This window comes from Streptomyces sp. NPDC059994 (assembly GCF_042737755.1).
Classification (GTDB): domain Bacteria; phylum Actinomycetota; class Actinomycetes; order Streptomycetales; family Streptomycetaceae; genus Streptomyces.
The window spans coordinates 1-18,054 of sequence record NZ_JBHWUR010000083.1 but is presented as its reverse complement, the minus strand read 5'-3'; the positions used below and the strand labels follow the sequence as shown (position 1 = coordinate 18,054).

Annotated in this window: 20 protein-coding genes and 1 pseudogene; 13 read left to right on the top strand and 8 right to left on the bottom strand. The window is 70.0% G+C overall.

Annotation, left to right across the window (positions count from 1 at the left end):
- Positions 1 to 317: 317 nt before the first annotated feature.
- Positions 318 to 683, top strand: a pseudogene (locus ACFWA7_RS29930) (hemerythrin domain-containing protein); the annotation flags it as partial.
- Positions 684 to 866: 183 nt separating this feature from the next.
- Here ACFWA7_RS29930 and ACFWA7_RS29925 read toward each other — a convergent pair.
- Positions 867 to 2,693 (bottom strand): ABC transporter ATP-binding protein, encoded by a 1,827-nt coding sequence (locus ACFWA7_RS29925; RefSeq protein ID WP_385826197.1) that lies wholly within the window; start codon positions 2,691 to 2,693, stop codon positions 867 to 869.
- Positions 2,694 to 2,865: 172 nt separating this feature from the next.
- A complete protein-coding gene (locus ACFWA7_RS29920; protein ID WP_385826195.1) occupies positions 2,866 to 3,600 on the bottom strand; it encodes an SDR family oxidoreductase in 735 nt (244 codons plus the stop codon).
- A gap of 145 nt (positions 3,601 to 3,745) precedes the next feature.
- On the opposite strand from ACFWA7_RS29920, the gene ACFWA7_RS29915 reads away from it, so the two are divergent.
- Positions 3,746 to 4,588 (top strand): helix-turn-helix transcriptional regulator, encoded by an 843-nt coding sequence (locus ACFWA7_RS29915; RefSeq protein ID WP_385826193.1) that lies wholly within the window; start codon positions 3,746 to 3,748, stop codon positions 4,586 to 4,588.
- A gap of 151 nt (positions 4,589 to 4,739) precedes the next feature.
- Here the strand turns inward: ACFWA7_RS29915 and ACFWA7_RS29910 are convergent, their stop codons facing one another.
- The 3 genes from ACFWA7_RS29910 to ACFWA7_RS29900 form a co-directional block, all read right to left on the bottom strand.
- The gene (locus ACFWA7_RS29910) at positions 4,740 to 5,096 is read right to left on the bottom strand and encodes a PRC-barrel domain-containing protein (RefSeq protein WP_385826191.1); all 357 of its coding nucleotides are present in this window, start codon (positions 5,094 to 5,096) and stop codon (positions 4,740 to 4,742) included.
- 718 nt (positions 5,097 to 5,814) lie between these two features.
- Positions 5,815 to 6,081, bottom strand: a complete 267-nt coding sequence (locus ACFWA7_RS29905; protein ID WP_385826189.1) for a hypothetical protein — start codon at positions 6,079 to 6,081, stop codon at positions 5,815 to 5,817.
- 296 nt (positions 6,082 to 6,377) lie between these two features.
- Positions 6,378 to 6,845 carry a DUF5994 family protein gene (locus tag ACFWA7_RS29900; RefSeq protein ID WP_385534704.1) on the bottom strand — a complete coding sequence of 156 codons (468 nt, stop codon included), beginning with the start codon at positions 6,843 to 6,845 and terminating at the stop codon, positions 6,378 to 6,380.
- A gap of 415 nt (positions 6,846 to 7,260) precedes the next feature.
- Here ACFWA7_RS29900 and ACFWA7_RS29895 point away from each other — a divergent pair, with 415 nt between their 5' ends.
- Positions 7,261 to 7,854: a DUF5994 family protein gene (locus ACFWA7_RS29895; RefSeq protein ID WP_385826187.1), complete on the top strand. Its 594-nt coding sequence runs from the start codon at positions 7,261 to 7,263 to the stop codon at positions 7,852 to 7,854.
- Between the two features lie 5 nt (positions 7,855 to 7,859).
- Positions 7,860 to 8,114 carry a hypothetical protein gene (locus tag ACFWA7_RS29890; protein ID WP_385826185.1) on the top strand — a complete coding sequence of 85 codons (255 nt, stop codon included), beginning with the start codon at positions 7,860 to 7,862 and terminating at the stop codon, positions 8,112 to 8,114.
- On the opposite strand, the gene ACFWA7_RS29885 is transcribed toward ACFWA7_RS29890, so the two are convergent.
- Positions 8,108 to 8,707, bottom strand: a complete 600-nt coding sequence (locus ACFWA7_RS29885) for a hypothetical protein (protein WP_385826183.1) — start codon at positions 8,705 to 8,707, stop codon at positions 8,108 to 8,110. The two genes, ACFWA7_RS29890 and ACFWA7_RS29885, sit on opposite strands and share 7 nt — an antisense overlap.
- A 238-nt stretch (positions 8,708 to 8,945) precedes the next feature.
- Between ACFWA7_RS29885 and ACFWA7_RS29880 the strand changes: the two genes are divergently transcribed.
- From ACFWA7_RS29880 to ACFWA7_RS29865, 4 genes are all read left to right on the top strand, one after another.
- The gene (locus ACFWA7_RS29880) at positions 8,946 to 9,695 is read left to right on the top strand and encodes a hypothetical protein (RefSeq protein WP_385534712.1); all 750 of its coding nucleotides are present in this window, start codon (positions 8,946 to 8,948) and stop codon (positions 9,693 to 9,695) included.
- Complete coding sequence (locus ACFWA7_RS29875; RefSeq protein ID WP_385826181.1) at positions 9,692 to 10,036, top strand: transcriptional regulator; 345 nt, start codon at positions 9,692 to 9,694, stop codon at positions 10,034 to 10,036. Before ACFWA7_RS29880 ends, ACFWA7_RS29875 begins: the two co-directional genes overlap by 4 nt.
- A 114-nt stretch (positions 10,037 to 10,150) precedes the next feature.
- Positions 10,151 to 11,353, top strand: coding sequence for an alpha/beta hydrolase family protein (locus ACFWA7_RS29870; RefSeq protein WP_385826179.1), 1,203 nt, complete (start codon positions 10,151 to 10,153; stop codon positions 11,351 to 11,353).
- Positions 11,354 to 11,476: 123 nt separating this feature from the next.
- On the top strand, positions 11,477 to 12,073 hold the full coding sequence (locus ACFWA7_RS29865; protein ID WP_385534718.1) for a GNAT family N-acetyltransferase: 597 nt from the start codon (positions 11,477 to 11,479) through the stop codon (positions 12,071 to 12,073).
- A gap of 57 nt (positions 12,074 to 12,130) precedes the next feature.
- Here ACFWA7_RS29865 and ACFWA7_RS29860 read toward each other — a convergent pair whose 3' ends face one another.
- Positions 12,131 to 12,364, bottom strand: a complete 234-nt coding sequence (locus ACFWA7_RS29860; protein WP_385534720.1) for a hypothetical protein — start codon at positions 12,362 to 12,364, stop codon at positions 12,131 to 12,133.
- Between the two features lie 198 nt (positions 12,365 to 12,562).
- Here ACFWA7_RS29860 and ACFWA7_RS29855 point away from each other — a divergent pair, with 198 nt between their 5' ends.
- From ACFWA7_RS29855 to ACFWA7_RS29845, 3 genes are all read left to right on the top strand, one after another.
- Positions 12,563 to 13,036 (top strand): flavin reductase family protein, encoded by a 474-nt coding sequence (locus ACFWA7_RS29855; protein WP_385826177.1) that lies wholly within the window; start codon positions 12,563 to 12,565, stop codon positions 13,034 to 13,036.
- A gap of 214 nt (positions 13,037 to 13,250) precedes the next feature.
- Positions 13,251 to 14,360, top strand: coding sequence for a serine hydrolase domain-containing protein (locus ACFWA7_RS29850; RefSeq protein WP_385826175.1), 1,110 nt, complete (start codon positions 13,251 to 13,253; stop codon positions 14,358 to 14,360).
- Positions 14,361 to 14,426: 66 nt separating this feature from the next.
- On the top strand, positions 14,427 to 14,969 hold the full coding sequence (locus ACFWA7_RS29845) for a GNAT family N-acetyltransferase (RefSeq protein WP_385534726.1): 543 nt from the start codon (positions 14,427 to 14,429) through the stop codon (positions 14,967 to 14,969).
- A gap of 605 nt (positions 14,970 to 15,574) precedes the next feature.
- On the opposite strand, the gene ACFWA7_RS29840 is transcribed toward ACFWA7_RS29845, so the two are convergent.
- A complete protein-coding gene (locus ACFWA7_RS29840) occupies positions 15,575 to 16,420 on the bottom strand; it encodes an oxidoreductase (protein WP_385826173.1) in 846 nt (281 codons plus the stop codon).
- Positions 16,421 to 16,526: 106 nt separating this feature from the next.
- Between ACFWA7_RS29840 and ACFWA7_RS29835 the strand changes: the two genes are divergently transcribed.
- Together ACFWA7_RS29835 and ACFWA7_RS29830 are read left to right on the top strand one after the other, a co-directional pair.
- Positions 16,527 to 17,441 (top strand): LysR family transcriptional regulator, encoded by a 915-nt coding sequence (locus ACFWA7_RS29835; protein ID WP_385826171.1) that lies wholly within the window; start codon positions 16,527 to 16,529, stop codon positions 17,439 to 17,441.
- A gap of 167 nt (positions 17,442 to 17,608) precedes the next feature.
- Complete coding sequence (locus ACFWA7_RS29830; RefSeq protein ID WP_385826169.1) at positions 17,609 to 17,764, top strand: hypothetical protein; 156 nt, start codon at positions 17,609 to 17,611, stop codon at positions 17,762 to 17,764.
- Positions 17,765 to 18,054: the final 290 nt, after the last annotated feature.

Here is an 18,054-nt window from a genome sequence, read left to right as displayed (position 1 = left end):
TTTTTGGGGGGGTTGTTTTTTTTTTAAATCCCCCCCCAACCCCGGGGGGGGGGTTGTTTTCTTGGTGTTTTGGGGCGCCCCCCTCCGGTGGGGGGGGGGGGGGGGGGCCCCCCCCCCGCCCCCCCCCCGTCCCCGCACACTCCCAAAAGGTGCTCAGGACACGTCGTCGCTGATGTGACACGTGCCGATGTCCCGCGCTGTCTGGACGAAGGCCCGTAGCCGGGCACTCTCGCCCGCGGTGGGCCACACGAGCGCCCACTCCGTGAGTGGAGCGTCGTTACGTGAACGACGGACTCGACATGACCGTGATGTAAGCGATGCACAACGCACTGCGCCGGGAGTTGCGGCACATCGCCCGGATCACCGCCCGGTACGACCCCGACACCCGGCACATCCTGCGTGGCGCCGCCGGCTGGGAGATGTTCAGGAGAGCCCTGCGCGCGCACCACGGTGCCGAGGACGACGCCCTGTGGCCCGCGCTGCGCCAGGCCCTTGCCGGCCGGCCGTACGATCTCACCCGGCTGGAGGCGATCGAAGCCGGGCACGCCGTGATCGCCCGCCTCGTCGGGGCCGTCGACGAGGCTCTGGCCGACCCCGCCACCGGGTCGACCCTCCTCAGTGAGCTCGTCAACTCGCTGGTCACCGGCCTCGCCGGGCATCTCGGCCATGAGGAGGACGCCGTACTCCCGCTGGTCCAGGCCGTCGTGAACGAGCAGCAGTGGGAGCACTTCGAACGGGCCCACGCCCGGCGGCTCCCCACGGCCGCCGCGTGCACGGCCGTGGGCAGCAGCCACAGTCATGATCAGACGCAGCACGGGTACGCAGCCCCTCCCCCGACGACGCGGTGCCGCCCGCCGGATCCTGGTTCAGTGCCGGTCCGCCCGCGCGGGGGTGGCGTCGAGGAAGCCGCCCGACTGGTGCTGCCACAGCTTCGCGTAGGCGCCGCCCGTGGCGAGCAGCTTGTGGTGCGTACCCTGTTCGACGATCCGTCCGCGGTCGAGGACGACCAGCTGATCCATGGTGGCGACCGTGCTCAGCCGGTGTGCCACCACGAGCGCCGTCCGCCCGTCCATCAGCCGCCACAGTGCGTCCTGGACGAGGATCTCGCTCTCGGAGTCCAGCGCACTGGTCGCCTCGTCGAGCAGCAGGATCGGTGCGTCGCGCAGGATCGCCCTGGCGAGGGCGACCCGCTGGCGCTGGCCTCCGGACAGCTTCACCCCGCGCTCGCCCACCATGGTGTCGAAGCCGTCGGGAAGCGCATCGGCGAACTCCGTGACGTGCGCCGCCTCGGCCGCGCGACGGATCTCCTGGTCGGTGGCGGTCGGCCGGGCGAACGCGATGTTCTCCCGCAGCGTCCGGTGGAACATCGCCGGGTCCTGCGGCACGTAGGCGATCAGGCCGCGCAGTTCGCCCTGCCGCAGCCTGCTGATGTCCCGCCCCCCGATCAGGATCCGCCCGCCGTCGATGTCCGTCATCCGCAGCAGGAGTCGCGTCAGCGTGGTCTTGCCTCCGCCCGACCTGCCGACGAGACCGATCTTCGTCCCGTTGGGGACCGCCAGGTCGAGGCCCTCGAAGAGCGGCTCCGCGCCCGCGTGGGCGAAGGTCACCCCTTCGAAGCGCACCTCGCCCGCCCGGACCGGCAGCGGTTCCGGGGACGCCGGGTCGAGCACGGTCGGCGGTTCCAGGAGCAGCTCGGTGAACTGCGAGGCCTCCGTCATCGAGCTTTCCAGCCGGCGGTAGATCTGGTTGAACTCGAACATGATCCGTGTCGCGTTGGCGTAATAGGTGAAGGCGACGATGACCGCTTCGACGCCGTGCTCTCCCCCGCCGAGCCCGATGGCCAGCAGCAGGCCCAGCACATTGGTCAGTACGGACATGGGTGCGACCAGCGTGTCGATGCGCAGGTTGCCGTAGTCCCACGAACTCAGCGTGAGCCGCCGCGACTCGGCGACGCGGGACCGGTGTTCGGCGGCCTCGCGTTCCTCGGCGGCGAACGACCGGACCGTGTCCATGTTCATCAGGCTGTCGGCGACATGGCCCGACACCCGGGCGATCGCCTGCTCGCGCTTAGCGACCAGCGCCTGACGGCGCCGGATCAGGGGCGCGACGCACAGCGCCGTGAGCACGATCAGCACCAGCAGCCCCACCACGAGCAGCGGGTCGTACTGCCACAGCACCACCGACGCGAACACCAGCGGCACGAAGCTGCCCATGACGTTGAACGTCAGCGTGTCGACGCAGTCCTCGAAACGGGTGGCGAAGCTCAGGACCCGCTTGGTCAGCGACCCGGCGAAGTTGTCGTGGAAGAACGCGGCGTCCTTGGCGAACAACTCGTCCATACCGATCACATACAAGTGCTCGATACCGCGGGCATCGAGGCGGTTCAGACAGTGCAGCCCGATGCGCCACAACGCCTCCGCCAGCAGCAGGACACCGGCGAAGCCGAGCACGTACGGCAGCGCCGGGCCGATGGCGACGGTTCCGCCGTCCCCGGCGATCCGGGCGACGAGCTTGGCGACGATCAGTGGCGCGATGTACTGGATACCGATGTTGCCGAGTGCCGGCAGCAGCATCGCGGGCGCGGTCAGCCGCCGCAGCCGGGCCAGTTCGCGCCCGTAGTAACGAAGTGCGAGGAGCACCGAGCCCCTGCTCGGTAAGCCCTCGCTCGATTCATGCGATTCAGGTGATCCCATCCCAACCCTGTGCTCTCGAACCGGCGGGTGAGCACACGAGTGTCCCGCGTCAGCACCCGCACGGTCCACGGGTTTTCGGCCGCCCACCAATCGCACAGATATCGGCTGGCTCACATGTGCGTGTCCCTGGCCGTCCCCGACGTCAGTCAGTCGTCAGTCGCCGCAGAGCACATCACTGGGCACTGGCGGCCGGGCGTACCACGATCTCGTTCACATCGACCTCCGGCGGCTGGGCGACGGCGTACGCGATGGCGTCGGCGATCGCCTCGGCGGGCAGGGCGACGGCACGATACGTCTTCATGATCCGGCGTGCCTCGGCGTCCGCGAGATGGTCGACCAGCTCGGATTCGGTGACGCCCGGGGAGACGACGGTGACGCGGATGGCGCCGTCCGACTCCTGCCGCAGTCCCTCGGAGATCGCCCGCACCGCGTACTTCGTGGCGCAGTACACGACTGCGGTCGGCGACACCTCGTACGCACCGACGGAGGCGATGTTCACGATCTGGCCGCCGCCCTGCGCCCGCATGACGGGCAGGGTCGCGGCGATGCCGTGGAGCACACCGCGCAGGTTCACATCGATCATGCGGTCCCACTCGTTGGTCCGCGCGGCGTCGAGGCGGGACAGCGGCATCACGCCCGCGTTGTTCACCAGGACGTCGATGCGGCCGAGTTCGGCCCGAGCGGCCTCGGCGAAGGCGTGTACGTCGGCCGCGTCCGTCACGTCCAGGCGGCGAAACGCCGCACTGCCACCCGCCGCGGCGATCTCGCGTGCCAGTGTCTCCAGGCGATCGGTGCGGCGCGCCCCGAGATAGACCCGGTGGCCGTCCGCCGCCAGCCGACGCGCGGCCGCCTCACCGATACCGCTGCTGGCCCCGGTGATCAGCACTGCCTTGGCGATCCTCGTCATCCTGCACTCCTTCTCCGTCAACCCGGCTTGGTGCACGGGTGGCTGAGAGAAACTGTCAGCGACGCGGCACACCCCGGCCAGGACGGCTTCTGCCTGGGTACGGCACACCCAGGCACCCCGACGGAGGCAGCCGTAGGCTGGCGCGGTGACGAGCAGCGAACTGGGAAGTTTCCTACGGGCCCACCGAGCCGGGCTGCACCCTGACGACGTGAGCCTGGTCTCGTACGGGCAGCGCCGGGTGGCCGGGCTGCGTCGGGAGGAGGTGGCCGTACTCGCCGGCATGAACGCCGACTACTACGCCCGCCTGGAACAGGGCCGCGAACGCCGCCCCTCCCCGCAGATCCTCGACTCGCTCTGCCGGGCGCTCCACCTGGACGACGACGCACGCGATCACCTCTACCGGCTCGCGGGCAGCGTGCCGCACGGTGGCGGTCCTCAGCCACGCGAGGGCGCAAGTCCCGTACTACGCCAGCTCCTTGACTCCCTCCCCGACACGCCGGCGTTCGTGATCGACCCGGCCATGGACCTCCTGGCCGCCAACTCCCTCGCCGAGTCGCTGTTCTCCCCCTTCCAACGCGCCGACAACCTCGCCCGCATGACCTTCTGCGACCCGGCCGCACGACAGTTCTACGTCCACTGGCACCGGGCGGCCGAGGCGACCGTCGCGGGCCTGCGCCAGGCCACCGGCCTCACCCCGCACTATCCGCGCCTGCGCGCGGTCGTCACCGCCATGACCGCCGCCAGCGAGGAGTTCACCACCCTGTGGCGCGCCCAGAACGTCTACGGCAAGACGCACAGCGCGAAGGAACTCGTCCACCCCGAGGTGGGTGCGCTGTCACTGACGTACCAGAGCTTCGACGTACGCGGCGCGCCCGGCCAGCAACTGCTGATCTATCACGCGGCGCCGGGAAGCCCCAGCGCGGGCGCTCTCACCCTGCTCGGCACGCTGGCCGCCACACACCGACGAGCACGGTCCGGCACCGCGTGACCCCTTGATCGCCAGACTCCAGATGCCGGTGTTCAGGAAGATCCCCCGACGCCAGACGTGGCCCGGGACGTCTCCTCAGCAGCACAGCCCCTGATCGCACAGATGGCGGCCGACCGTGATCCCGGCCGACCGCCACCTTGGAATCCCCGAATTATCGGGGCATGTTGCGCGGGGTCTGGTAGTACGCGCCAAGGCTCTGATGGTAGTCCGCATCGCCGAGGTGCTTCTCCTTGTCGAACTCCGGAGCGTCCTTGATCTCTTCCTTCGTCCGGGACACATACACCTTTCGCGCGGACGCGTCGACGCTCTTGACCGTGCCGGCCGGCAGCAGCACGTGCTTGCCGAAGATCCATACACCGGTGTCGACCACGAGATACGCGGAGCCGACCTCGTCGGAATGCTTGTCGACCTTGCCGATGACGCCGTCGGTGGCCTCCACCCTGTAACCGGTCAGGTCATTTCCTGCGTGATATCCAGCGGTCTTCGGATAGCCCCACATGTCACTCATAAAGCCTCTCTTCATTTGATTTTCCAGGAGAGCGGAAGGGATGATTCCCATCTGCTCGACTTTCGTTGCCCGGGTCCCCTCGTCTCACTTCACCAAACATCCGGATGAAATTCGGAGAACCAGCCACTGGCCGGAAATCAATAAATATAGGCGCCAGTATGTGAGATAACTGGAGAGCCGGCTCCTCAAAAACCCCGGCCCGGTCACGGCGGAGCCACCGGGGCAACCGGCCGAGCCAGGGTTTGGGGTGCGAGGACCGGGCTACCCGCCGCGGTGTCCGACAGGCATGCCGGGGCGAAGGGCGCCGGCGGGTTGGAGAGACAGCCCCCGGCGTCGCCGGGCCACCGGCGACGCCCCTCATCGTCGCTTCGCCGCGTGATGACGGCGCAGCGCGTGGCGCAGCGCGCGTGGCATCGCAGTCGGCAGCGGTTTGCCATCCATGATGCCGACCAGGGCGCAGGCCACCTCGCGGAGCTTGGAACTGCAGTGCTGTGAGACCTCCACCAGCAGGGCCCAGGCCTCGGCTGCGGAAGCACGGCGCGAGGACCCTCACCATGCCGCGCGGCTGTCCAGTGCCCGGCGCAACTGCCTTTCTCCAGACGCAGTTCGAGGCACCGCGCCGCCCGTGCCACATCCCGCGCTGTGGCCACTTCGGCCAGGGACCCGCGCTCGTCAGCGATGGTCGGCGTCTTGCGTATGACGTACGCCCCTGGCGCGGTCACTGGTGGCGCTCGCGGTCCCGGCGGTCCTGGCGGTCCCACCGGCCCCGGCGCAGACGACTGTAGCGACGGTCCCAGCGGTCCTCGCGGTCCCGGTAATCCCGGTAGTTCCGAAATCCTGAATCGTCGCGGCCCCAGCCGTCATAGCCGCCCCGACCGTGGCGGAAGAGACCGAACACCACTACGGCCGCAACCACCCACCACATGCCGTTCAGGAAGCCGAGCCCGAAGAGGACCAGGATGAGAAGAACGAGCAGCACGATCATGGCGGGCCTCCGGGAGCGGATCGGGTCATCGCAACCGGGGACTGGGGCCTCACTCGACAGCGTAGTCCCGCAGGTGAGTTGCGGATACTTTCCGCCGGGCCCTCTTCCACGATGAAGTGCGCAGAGATGGCGCCTTGGTGGCTGCTCGGAGTGCGCCGGCGGGTATCCGGTCGGCGCGCGACGGTTTCTACGCCGCCTTCCCCAACCCTGGGCCTCCTCGGAGCGGATCGGCACGGCTCCCGCGCCGCCGGACCGGAGCCGGGTTGCCGCTCCGCAGGCCGCACCGGCGGACGCCCTCAGTCGGGGACGGTCGCTATGAGGATCTGTGCGGCCTGAGTGCTGTTGCCGGCGTCAACGGCTCGGGCCATCGCGGTGCGCGCGGCGTCAGCGGTCGTGTCCGGAGGGACCACGAGCAGCGAGAAATGGTCGTTGTCGCCGCGGGTGATGAGGATGGTGTCGTCGCCGACCGGGAAGGAGTCGAGGTGCACCACGCGGTCGTCGATCACCAGGCGTGTCGGGATTCCCCGCCAGGCGGTGGCGTCGAGGCCGACCCGCGTGATGGGGCCGAGATGCCCGGTGAGCGCGGTGATCAGAGCGGGCAGTTCTTCCGCGATGTGACGGGACCGCGGCCACCACGCGCCGTCGAGAACCCCTGCACGGGACCGGGTCGTCTCCAGCCGGAGGAGCGCCGTTCCGGGCTTCACCGCGTGGTGAATGGCGTCCGGAAGGAGTCTCGTCGGGGTGGGGGTGTCGGATTCCGCCATGATGGTTCGCCTGCCTGCAGGTGTGCCGATACATCGCCCTGCGCCGGTACGGGCCTCGCTATGGGTGTTGAGTGGCGAAATGACGCCGTTGTTTCACGGTACTCCCGATGACTGCGGCGCCGCTCGCCGCCGCAGGTCGCAGCGCGGCGGTCGAACCGCCGACCGGAGTCGGAATCCGCCCGGCCCACCGCGCCGGGGGGGGTCCGCGTGCCGCCGCGGGCCTTCGTCCGACCTCGATGCCAGCGTTCGACAGCGATTCTCCCTCCCCTGCACTCGCCGGTTCGGCCTCACCGAGGAGTACCTTGGAGGTGCTGAGAGCACTTCGTACGCCGGCCCCGTGTCGGCGTCGTTCTCGGCGAGCAAAGACACCAGGCCGCTGTCCACGGGCGGCGAGACCTGGGGACGGGTTCGCGTGATGTCCGCGACCATTGATCTTCCTGGGCCGCGGCGCGAGAGCCCCGCAGACTCGGCACCGACCGCCCGCGTCGCGCTGAAAGCCACGGGCGCTGCCCGTGGACTTCTGGACGGAGCCTGGTGGCCCCGCTCCCGCGATCTGCTGAGCGAACTTCCCGCTCTGATCGACGTGCTGGACCCCGCGTGGGCCCGGATCACCCGTATCGCCGTCAATCCCCAGTACTGGCCCACCATCCCGCGCAAGATCCCCGTACACGGGCACGTGGTGAAGGCCGGCTGGTTCACGCCCGAGCTGGATCCGCACAAGCTGCTCCTGCTGTCCTACAGCGTCGGCCGCTGGGATCTGCTGGTGATCCCGCCGCGGACCGATGCGGCCGCCGCCGCACGGCTGATGGCCGCCGCGACCGCCGGCACCGGGCCGCCGCTCACCGCGAGCGCGCTCATCGCGGCCGAGGAGGGCCTGCGCGGAACCACGGCCGCCGGTCGGTCGCGGGATGCCGACGCGCCGGAAGAGGCATGGGAGTACGAGGGGGGCGCCCCGTCGCTCCGCGTCGGCGTGCCGGCCCGGCCCAGCCGCCTCCTGGTCGGGATGTGACCGTCATGGCCACGGCCCTGACCATCCTCGTCATGGTCTTCCTGATCATCGGCGCGGCAGGCCTGATCCACCGGCTCAACGCCCAGCACGCCGAGCGGATCGTCCCGCACCGCTACAGCCGGTTCGCACCGGGTGCGCAAGGTGCGCCATCCAGGGCACGCTCCGGCTTGTTCATACCCTGGACCTTACGCAACGGAAATACGCCGGTCCCAGTGAATAACCTTGGGCGCCCGTCGGTGGAATGCGGGCGTGGTCAGTAGAGCTTGGCGACCGCGGTGCGGGTGGTCTCCTTGAAGGCATCCACGGGCGCGGTGCCCCAGTTGCTCTCCCAGCCGACGACCGTGACGGTGTTGCCGTCGCGTCCGACGGACGCGAGGTAGTTCTGCCGGCTCCAGGAGCCGTCCCAGCCGAAGCCGTAGACGTGCGCCCCCTCCTCGACGTCGACCAGACCGTAGTCGTTGTAGGTCACGTCCACGTCGGGCCGCCGCTCTTCCAAGTACGCTTCGCAGCCGGTGAAGGCGGCATCGAGCTGCCCGGTGAGGGCCACGGCCTCGGCCTCGCTCGGCAGGACGTAGACCCGCTGGTATCCGGCGGCGGTCTCAGGCGTGGAGTAGTCGTTGCCCCAGCTGTTCTCCTCGGGGAGGGGAGAGCCCGGCCGTTGGCAGTACCACAGGTCTTTCATCCCGCTTCCCGCGTACTGCCACTCCGAGAACGGGTCCGGCGGCATGTCCGAGGGTTCCAGCATGCCCGGCATCTCCGCGGCGTGCGCGGACTGCCCCGTCATGACGGCGGCTGCCACGAGTGCGCCGCCCACCGCGAGCCGCCCCACCGTACGACGCCATCGGTTCGTCATCTCCGTACCCCCGTGTGAAGTGTCTGCGGGAGCCCGTCCAGCGGGCCCGCCCCTGGCTGAAGTTGAAGCCTGTGCCCCGAGAGATGGCTGCGACAGACGCATGGTGGGGAACGGCCGGATATGTCCATACGAATGACCGAAGTCTCCCCTCGGCCCGACACCGGGGCGGCCTTGGCATCCACGGCAGTCTTCAGACCAGTCTCTTGCCAAGACTGGTCTGTAATGGAAACCTGGATGCATGACAGAGTCATCGGTGCCGTTACCCGGCACTCCCCACCAAGTCCTCGCCGACCTCGGCGAGTTGACCCGCAGGGTCCGCGCCGCCCAGCGCGGCACCTGGTTCCCCCTCCTGGTGCTGGGCCTGCTCACGCTGGGCGGGATCCTCGTCGGACGCCTGACCTTCAGGATCCAGACCGTCACCTGCCCGGTGGCCGACCCCTCGGCAGGCACAGGTACGGACTGTGTCATCGCCAGGCAAGGGTCGCCGCTCTACTGGACGCTCGGGCTCGTCCTCGCGTACGCCGCGACCGCGTTCTTCTACGTCCAACGCTCCCGCAGCCGCGGAGTCGGCACCCCGGTCCGGCCGTACGTCCTCGCCGGGATCGCCCTCGTCGCCCTGGTGGCCGCCACCGAGTTCTGGGGCACCCGCCATATGCCACAGCCCGACTCCCCGCTCGACTTCTGGGGCCTGCGCCTCGACCCCGCCTCGGGTCCGGCGAGGTTCATCGAACGGTTCACCGGGGACGCCGCGTCCGTCGGGCTGCCACTGCTGGTGCTGTCCTGGGTGGAACGCAGCCGCGCCCTGCTGCTCTTCACCCTGGCCTACCTGGTCCTTGAGCTGGCGCCGATCGCCCCCGGCTGGGCGGGGATCGACGCCACCTCACCCTGGTCGGCCCTGCCCCGCCTGGCCGTCCCCGGAGTGTTCCTCCTGCTCGGCGCACTCGGCTTCGCCCTGACCCAACTGCCCCGTCGGCGCCCCACGTCATGACCGACCGGACCGACCAGCACCCCGTCAACGGCCTCGACGACGTCGTCCACCAGCGCGTCCGCCTCGGCATCCTCACCGTCACCCACCAGGCCCGCCGAGTCGAGTTCGGCTTCCTGCGCACCACCCTCGACCTCACCGCCGGAAACCTCGGCCAGCACCTCACCGTCCTGGAGAAGAACGGGCTGATCCAGATCGAGAAGGGCTACGAAGGCCGACGCCCCCGCACCTGGATCACCCTCACCCCCGTCGGCGAGCAAGCCCTCCGGGACGAAATCACCCACCTCAAACGCCTCATCCACGAGATGGAACACGGCAGCTGGGTTCCGGAGTCCCAGCCCTGAGACCAGGGAACGAGGCGCGGCCGTGGGCCTCTTGGGCCCCCGCGCCGCCGTTGCGGGGGCGGGGCCACCCCAGGGCACAGCCCGATCCTGTCCAAGGAAACCCCAGGAGGGTTCGTGACAGCCACACCGTTCCCAAGCACAAGCCGCAAGACAGTGACGCGCCGTCACCTGCTCGGAGCAGCCCTGGTAGTTGGCGCCGCCGTGCCGATCGGCGTCGCACGCGACGCGTGGGCTGCGGCGGCCACCCCGGGGCCGGTGCGCCTCACCCTGCCCGCGCCCACCGGGCCGTATCCGGTGGGGACGGTTCCGTTGCACCTCGTCGACGGTTCACGCACGGATCCCGTGGCCGGCCCCGGGCATCACCGCGAATTGATGGTTGGCGTCTGGTACCCCGCCCGGCACGTCGGGCGGTACCCGCTGGCGCCCTGGACGCCCCCCGCTGTCGTGCGGGCGCTCCTGACGTCCTCGGGGTTCCCGGCCGACACCGCGGTGGCGCCGCTCACGGCCGGCCACGAGGGCGCCCCCGTCGGGCGGACGCGCGAAGGATTACCCGTCGTCGTGTTCTCACACGGCGCGCACGATCACCGGGCGGACAGCACCATCGTCGTTCAGGAACTCGCAAGCCACGGGTACGTGGTGGTCACGGTGGACCACACGTACGACGCGTTCAGCGAGTTCCCCGACGGCCGGCTCACCGTCCCGCTCACCACCCCGGGTCTGGAAGCACGGGACTTCGCCGCGGACATCCGTTTCGTCCTCGACTGCATCGAGGATCTCGCCGCCGGGCGCAACCCCGATACAGAACACCGAGCACTGCCGGCCGGTCTGCGCGGCGCCCCGGACCCGCATCGCATAGGCATGTTCGGCGCATCGAAAGGCGGGACCGCCACCGCCCTCGTCATGGAAGACGATCAGCGCGTCCGGGCCGGGCTGAGCCTCGACGGCCCGATGCAACCGACGGTTGCCTCCGATCTCGACCGGCCGTTCATGCTGATGACCGCCGAGTTCACCCGGGCCCAGGAGCGGAGCGTCGCCGAGTTCTGGTCGCACCTTCGGGGATGGCGGCTCAACGTCCAGGCCGACGGCGCGGTCCACCGCTCGTACGGTGACTACCAGATACTGATGCCGCAGCTGGCGAAAGCCGTCGCAATGAGCGACGAGGAGCTTCGGGACTGGATCGGCACCCTCGCTCCGGCCCGGGCGACACGGATCCAGCAGGCATACCCGCTCGCCTTCTTCGACCTGCACCTACGGCACCGGGGGCACCTGCTCGACGGCCCGGGCGCGGCCTTCCCAGAGGTGCGGTTCATCCCATGATGGTCAACGCCGTCACCTACTGCCAGACCGCCGCCGGCCTTCAGGCACCCAGGCATCGCCTCAGAACTCGGTCCCACCCGTAAGGACGTCTCCAGGCGCTCGCTCCCGCCCTATGATCGGCCGGTGAACGTCTCCGTCATACTCACGGCCGCCGCGACGCCGACCGCTCCCGCCCTCGTCCTTCGCCCCTGGTGCCCGGACGACATTCCCGAGCTGATCGAGGCGTACAAGGATCCCGCTCTGCGCCGTGGGGCAAGCGGCCCGCTGGAGAGCGAGGACGATGTGCTGCGCTGGATGCGGATGCAGGAGCAGGGGTGGGAAGCAGGCGACCGGCTCGGCTTCGCCGTCCTCGAAGGGGGCCAGGGCGAGGCGCCGTCGCGGTTGGTGGGCAATGTGGTGCTCAAGGGCGTCGCCGCCGGCCAGCCCGCTGCCGAGGTCGGATACTGGACGGCAGCGGCGGCGCGTGGGCGCGGTGTGGCGCCCCGCGCCCTGGAGGTCCTCACCTCCTGGGCGTTCGACACCTTCGGAGCCGATGGTCTGGAGCGCCTCGAACTCCTTCATCAGGTGGACAACGCGGCATCGTGCCGCGTCGCGGAGAAGTGCGGGTACGCGTTCGACCGCATTCTGCCGTCATGGCCGCCCACCTACCCGCTCGACGGGCACCTGCACATCAAGGCCGCACCGGGGCAGCGCACTTCAGGTGCGGTGCGGGCCGATTGAGGCGGGCCCGTCTCGGCGGCGGTAGGGGTACCGGTACCCCTACCGCTGCCCGCTCCGCTATCCACGCAGGAAGCCGTCTCCATGCGCGGCGACGTGGGCTTCCAGGGCGCTCAGTGCCTGCTGCGTCGCTTCGGGGGTGCCTGAACCGCGCCGCTCCGCGTAGTAGGCCGCCCCGAGCTGCTTCAGCAGGTCGTTTCCGGCTCGTTGCTGTTGGACCTCGTCCACCTTCTGCTTCCCCTGGTTGAGGGCGGACTGGGCCTGTTCCTTGGCCCGGTCGAGGAATCCCGGCATGACAACCTCCGCGTTTGGTGTGTGGCCATTCTGCTTGCCCGGGCGAGCGGTGCGGGGCAGGGCGCGCCGCTCTGCTTGTCGGATTGACGAGATGTCGGCGTTCCCGAACTGTCCGACCAGCGCCCCGGTCCTGTCATCGCCGGGGGACGGCCCCGCGCCCGTATCCTCGTACGACCGCCGGATTCGAGGAGGCTTGAGGTGGGTTTCGACGACTTCACCGCGCTGCTGGACTCTCCCGTGTACGTGGTGACCGCGTCGGCAGGCGGGCAGCGGGCCGGGTGCCTGGTCGGTTTCGCCGGGCAGTGCTCCTTGGAGCCCGAGCGGTTCATCGTGTGGCTCTCCAAGGCCAACCACACCTATCTGGTGGCCGAGCGGGCAACGGTCCTGGCGGTGCATCTGCTGCCGCAGGACCACGGCCTGGCCGCGCGGTTCGGCGCCCTGTGCGGGGCCGAAGTGGACAAGTTCGACGGCCTGCACTGGACCGAAGGCCCGCATGGAACCCCCCTGTTGACCGATGCCGTGGCCCGGTTCACCGGGCGGATCCTTGAGCGGTTCGACGGAGGCGACCACGTGGGGTTCCTCCTGGAGCCCCTGACCGTCGTCAAGGCGAAAGACGGCAGGCCGCTGTCCCTGCACCAGACACTCGACATCACCGCCGGGCATCCCGCCTAGTGGACAGACCCCCGGTGGGCTCGATGTCCGAGCCACCGGGGGTTAGCCCTACCTGGAGCCGGGCGGGTAGCAGGATCGCCCGGGGCGGTCGCATCCGGAGAAGCTGGGGCCGGCACATACCGCCGCATCCCAACGATTCTCCAGGAGTCGACTCGTGCGCGAGCAAGCATGGCAGAGGTTCCGTTCTTCCGGGCGGCAGCAAGGCGGCCGGCCCATGGCCGTGCCGACCGCGATCGCGATGGCCGTGGGTGTCATGGCGATGGGTGCCCTGACGCCGCCCCCGGCGTCCGCTGCCGCCAGGCCGGACACCGTCCAGCAGGGCCTCGACGCACTGGTGCGCTCCGATGGCCTGCCCGCCGCTCTGGCCGGCTTCAAGGACCGCGACGGCCACAACCGTACGTACACCGCGGGGGTCGGCGACGTGGCCACCGGGGCGAAGGTGCCCAAGGACGGTCAGGTGCGGATCGGCAGCAACACCAAGACGTTCACCGCGGTGGTCGTGCTGCAACTGGTCGCTGAGGGGAAGATCCACCTCGACGCCCCTGTCGACACCTATCTGCCGGGCCTCGTACGCGGGGACGGCATCGACGGACGCCGCATAAAGGTCCGCCAGATCCTGCAACAGACCAGCGGGCTTCCCGAATACCTCCCATACCTCGACGAAGACGTCCGGTACTACGAACCCCGCGAGCTCCTCGACCTCGCCCTCCAGCACAAGGCGGACTTCGGCCCCGGGGAGGGATGGAAGTACAGCAACACGAACTATGTGCTGGCGGGCCTGCTCGTCGAGAAGGTCACCAAGCACCCCCTCGCCGAAGAGGTGGACCGGCGCGTCATCAAGCACCTCGGGCTGCGCCACACCTACTTCCCCGCCCCCCGTGACGCGACCATCCGGGAACCCCATCCCCATGGCTACTACCGGGGTTCAGCAGACCAGCCTCTGCAGGACGTCACGGAGATGGACCCCTCCTGGGCCTGGGCGGCAGGCCAGATCATCTCCACCAACTCCGACCTGAACCGGTTCTTCACCGCGCTCCTCGACGGCGGTCTCCTCCCGGAGGCCCAGCTGGCCCAGATGCGCACCACCGTCCGCGCCGGAGCCCCCTTCGCCTCGGGCGCCCGCTACGGACTGGGGCTCGTGAGCACCCCCCTGTCGTGCGGCGGTGTCTACTGGGGTCACGGCGGTAGCTTCCCCGGATACGAGACCCGGGGCGGAGTCAACGAGAAAGGCCGCGCCGTCAACGTCGCGGTGACCGTCCAGCAGGACGACAAGACGCCCATGAAGCACGTGGAGGGTGTCGTGGACGCGGCCCTCTGCCGCTGACCGCCCCCTGTCCGCGCGGACCCGGCGCTGACCGCTGCTGTCAGTGCCGGGTGCCAGAATCCCCGTATGAACAGCGGACCCCTCGACCTACGGCAGATCACAGCCCCCGGTGCCGTCACTCCGGAGCTGAGGCGGGCACTCATCGACTGCTGGATCGAGGTGACCAACGCGGGCGGGGCAGCGGGATTCCCCTTCCCGCCCATCGACGCGCCCCAGGCCGCCCCCGCGGTGGACGCCCTCGTCGCGGGACTCGCCCCGGAGGCGAGCCGCCTCGTGGTCGCATCCGTCGACGGCAACCTCGCCGGGTGGCTGAACATACGCCGTGATCCCTTTGAGCTCGTCGCCCACTGGGGGACGCTCCACCACGTCCAGACACGGACGGGCCTGCGGGGCCGTGGCATCGGGGTTGCTCTCATGAATCACGTGCGTGAGATCGCCCGCGAGGAGATGGGCCTGGAGCAACTCCACTTGGCCGCGCGCGGCGGTGCCGGCCTGGAGGACTTCTACGGCCGCCTCGGCTGGAAGGAGATCGGCCGTTGGCCGGGCGCCCTTCGCCTCGCACCCGGGGACGACCGCGACGAAGTCATGATGGTCCTGACACCGCTCTGATCCGACGAGGTGTACCCGGGGGGAGGGCTTCAGCCGGTCATGTCGGTGGCGGGCTCGCCCTGTTCGAGCACCACCGGGATGCCCCCGATCGGCTTTCGCCGCCGCCTTCTCCAGGTCACGCCCACGTCCGAGATCGGTGACACAAAGAGCGACCCGGCCCACCGGGAAATCATTGGTCTGCGTCCCGTACACATCCGCATACGCCCCGTACCCCTGATCCCCCACCGCCTGGGAGATACGGGTCGCCGCAGGAGTGTTCTCCCCTACACCATCGATGGCCGTCGGCGGCCCCGACGGCTGCCTCGCCTCATCCGCCTCCGTCGGACACGGCCGGGCCTCCCGATGGGAGGGGGTGCTGGGCACGGAGGCCGATACGGGAGGAGCGGCGCCCCCCCCCGTATCGGCCTTGCCGCAGCCGGGCGCACCGAGAAAGGCAGCCACACCGCTGACGCGCACAACGAGCCGAACGACGATGTTCCTTCTCATGACGCCCTCAACTCCCCATGTGCCGTCGGCCTGTTGGGATAGCGGCGATGAGACGGTGCCGGGCCGGTGGCGGTTCCCGTACAGCACGCCGAAGCACCCCGGAGGGGTCCCCCCGACCGTCACTCCGTGTCGAAGTCCGTCCCCCTGGAAACCTTCTCCCACTCGGTGAGTTCGGCCCGCACGGAGTCCAGGTGTGCCGTCAGGAAGTCGACCGCGTCGCCGCCGAGGGCGAGGCGGAGCGGGGTCTTCTCCGCGTCCAGGGCCAGCCGGATGGCCGCCGCGGCCTTCGCCGGGTCGCCGGGCTGGTCGCCGCCGCTGCCCCGCACCATCTGCCGGGTCACGCCGACCTTCTCCGCGTACGCCGGGTTCTCCTCGGAGAAGTACGCCGCACCCTTGCCGAACAGGTTGGTGCGGAACGCTCCGGGCTCCACGATCAGCACCTTGATGCCGAACGGCGTCATCTCGTCGGCCAAGGCCTCCGACAACTGCTCCAGCGCCGCTTTGGTCGCGCTGTAGGCGGAGAACCCGGCGAAGGACAGCTGCCCGCCGAAGCTGCTGATGTTCACGATCGATCCACTGCCCCGCTCCCTCATCTGCGGCAGCAGCGCCCGGGTCAGCCGGGCCGGGCCGAACACGTGCAGCTCAAACAGGTCGCGCAGCTCCCGGTCGGTGGTCTCCTCGAACGCCCCGACCTGGGTGCGGCCGGCGTTGTTCACCAGCACGTCCACCCTGCCGTAGCGGGCCAGGATGTCGGCGGCCACGGCGTCGATCCGCTCGCCGCCGGTGACGTCCAGGCTGATCGCTTCCACGCGGTCGGGGTACGCGGCGACCAGGTCGTCCAGCGCCTCCGTCCGCCGGGCCGTGCCGATCACCGTGTCGCCGGCGGTGACCGCGGCCTCGGTGATGGCCCGCCCGAAACCGCTGCTCGCGCCGGTGACCAGCCAGACTTTGGCGTTCCTGCTCATCTTCCGCTCCCTCGTCAACTGCCGTTCGGGGCTCCCCCGTCGACAGGCTCCATCCTTCGCCCGGAACCGGGGACGCGTCCAAGACCTGTTGTGATAGCCATGAGTCATGGATGTGCATGGGCGCGACCTTCGCTACTTCACCGCCGTCGCCGAGGAACTGAGCTTCACCCGGGCCGCCGAGAAACTGTTCGTCTCCCAGCCCGCGCTGAGCAAACAGATACGGATGCTGGAGAAGCAGCTCGGCGCGGAACTGTTCCAACGGGACCGGCGCACCGTGCGGTTGACCGCGGTGGGGCAGGCCCTGCTGCCGCACGCCCGTCAGGTACTGGCCCTCTGGCAGAGCGCGGAGGAAGCGGTGGAGGAGGCGAAGACCGCCGAGCGGTGTGCCCTGCTGATCGGCATGTCCACCAGCCCGGGCCGTGGACTCCTCCCCGCCCTGCGGACCCGCCTCGTCTCCCGGCACCCGGACGCACGGCCCGTCCTGCGTCAGGTCAACTGGGCCGACCCCAGCGCCGGATTGGCGGATGGATCCAGTGATGTGGCCTTCGTCTGGCTGCCGCTGCCGGACGGGGACCGCTACCAGCACGCGGTGGTGGCCCGCGAGCCCCGGCTGGTCGCACTGCCGCACGGGCACCCGCTGGCGGCACGCGCCGCGGCCGACCCCGAGGGGAGAGTGGACTTCACCGACCTGCTGGACGAGCCCTTCCTCGCTCTGCCGCCGCAGGCCGGCCCGCTGCGGGACTACTGGCTCGCCCTCGATGCGCGCGGCGGTCGCCAGCCCCTCATCGGCGCGGTGGTGGCCAGCGCCGAGGAGACCCACGAGGCGGTCGCAAGCGGCCAGGGGGTGGCACTGCTGGCCGCGGGCAACGCCCCGCTGGTCGCCCGGGACGAGGTGATCGCCGTGCCGGTCCGGGGCATCTCCCCGTCCCAACTGGCGGTGGCCGCCCGCCAGGACGACAGACGGCCCCTGGTTCTCGCCTATCTGGCCGCTGCGCGGGAGGTCGGGGCCGCAGCCTCTTGACCCGGCACCGGGAGCGCGCCACGGACCTCGTCGGCCCCGCTCCCACTGGCGGGCCCATACGACATGTCCAAGCGCCACCGTCGGCCGAGCGGCACCTGCGGCCACGGCCTCCAGGGCCAGCCGACGCGGCTGGTGATCGCCCTGCGCCCGTCTGCCGCAACCGTCGGATGGCTGAGTACGACACGGACCGCGGCTACCTGCTGGACAACCAGCAGTCGGAGGCGGGCGCCCGCTTCGGCGCCCTCGCCGAGCTGTTCGACCCGGGTGACGTCCCCGGCACGTGGACCAGCTCGGGATCGGTCCCGGCATGCGGGCGGCCGTAGGCGGCGCACGATGAAGAGGACGTCTGACCACGAGCGTGGAACGAGCGCGGCAGGGCAGCCCGACAGAGCGCCGGGCCGGGCAGGGCCGACTGTCCGAGCGTGCGTACGGGCGTCCTCCTTCAGATCGTGAACGGCTGCGGCGCGGGGAACTCCAGCGCGCAACTACACCAACGTCGGCGCGCTCCCCCACGCCTCCTCGGGCTGGACCCTCATCGAAGGCGGCGTGTGACCACGATCTGAACGCCCACCCCGGGACGCACCGCGCCCGCGCCCGCCATGACGTTGAGCGC

Excerpts from the sequence above, each read along its gene's own strand:
- ACFWA7_RS29925 (WP_385826197.1), bottom strand. The coding sequence starts at position 2,693 with ATGGGATCACCTGAATCGCATGAATCGAGCGAGGGCTTACCGAGCAGG.
- ACFWA7_RS29920 (WP_385826195.1), bottom strand. The coding sequence starts at position 3,600 with ATGACGAGGATCGCCAAGGCAGTGCTGATCACCGGGGCCAGCAGCGGT.
- ACFWA7_RS29910 (WP_385826191.1), bottom strand. The coding sequence starts at position 5,096 with ATGAGTGACATGTGGGGCTATCCGAAGACCGCTGGATATCACGCAGGA.
- ACFWA7_RS29905 (WP_385826189.1), bottom strand. The coding sequence starts at position 6,081 with ATGATCGTGCTGCTCGTTCTTCTCATCCTGGTCCTCTTCGGGCTCGGC.
- ACFWA7_RS29900 (WP_385534704.1), bottom strand. The coding sequence starts at position 6,845 with ATGGCGGAATCCGACACCCCCACCCCGACGAGACTCCTTCCGGACGCC.
- ACFWA7_RS29895 (WP_385826187.1), top strand. The coding sequence starts at position 7,261 with ATGTCCGCGACCATTGATCTTCCTGGGCCGCGGCGCGAGAGCCCCGCA.
- ACFWA7_RS29890 (WP_385826185.1), top strand. The coding sequence starts at position 7,860 with ATGGCCACGGCCCTGACCATCCTCGTCATGGTCTTCCTGATCATCGGC.
- ACFWA7_RS29885 (WP_385826183.1), bottom strand. The coding sequence starts at position 8,707 with ATGACGAACCGATGGCGTCGTACGGTGGGGCGGCTCGCGGTGGGCGGC.
- ACFWA7_RS29880 (WP_385534712.1), top strand. The coding sequence starts at position 8,946 with ATGACAGAGTCATCGGTGCCGTTACCCGGCACTCCCCACCAAGTCCTC.
- ACFWA7_RS29875 (WP_385826181.1), top strand. The coding sequence starts at position 9,692 with ATGACCGACCGGACCGACCAGCACCCCGTCAACGGCCTCGACGACGTC.
- ACFWA7_RS29860 (WP_385534720.1), bottom strand. The coding sequence starts at position 12,364 with ATGCCGGGATTCCTCGACCGGGCCAAGGAACAGGCCCAGTCCGCCCTC.
- ACFWA7_RS29850 (WP_385826175.1), top strand. The coding sequence starts at position 13,251 with ATGGCCGTGCCGACCGCGATCGCGATGGCCGTGGGTGTCATGGCGATG.
- ACFWA7_RS29845 (WP_385534726.1), top strand. The coding sequence starts at position 14,427 with ATGAACAGCGGACCCCTCGACCTACGGCAGATCACAGCCCCCGGTGCC.
- ACFWA7_RS29840 (WP_385826173.1), bottom strand. The coding sequence starts at position 16,420 with ATGAGCAGGAACGCCAAAGTCTGGCTGGTCACCGGCGCGAGCAGCGGT.
- ACFWA7_RS29835 (WP_385826171.1), top strand. The coding sequence starts at position 16,527 with ATGGATGTGCATGGGCGCGACCTTCGCTACTTCACCGCCGTCGCCGAG.
- ACFWA7_RS29830 (WP_385826169.1), top strand. The coding sequence starts at position 17,609 with ATGGCTGAGTACGACACGGACCGCGGCTACCTGCTGGACAACCAGCAG.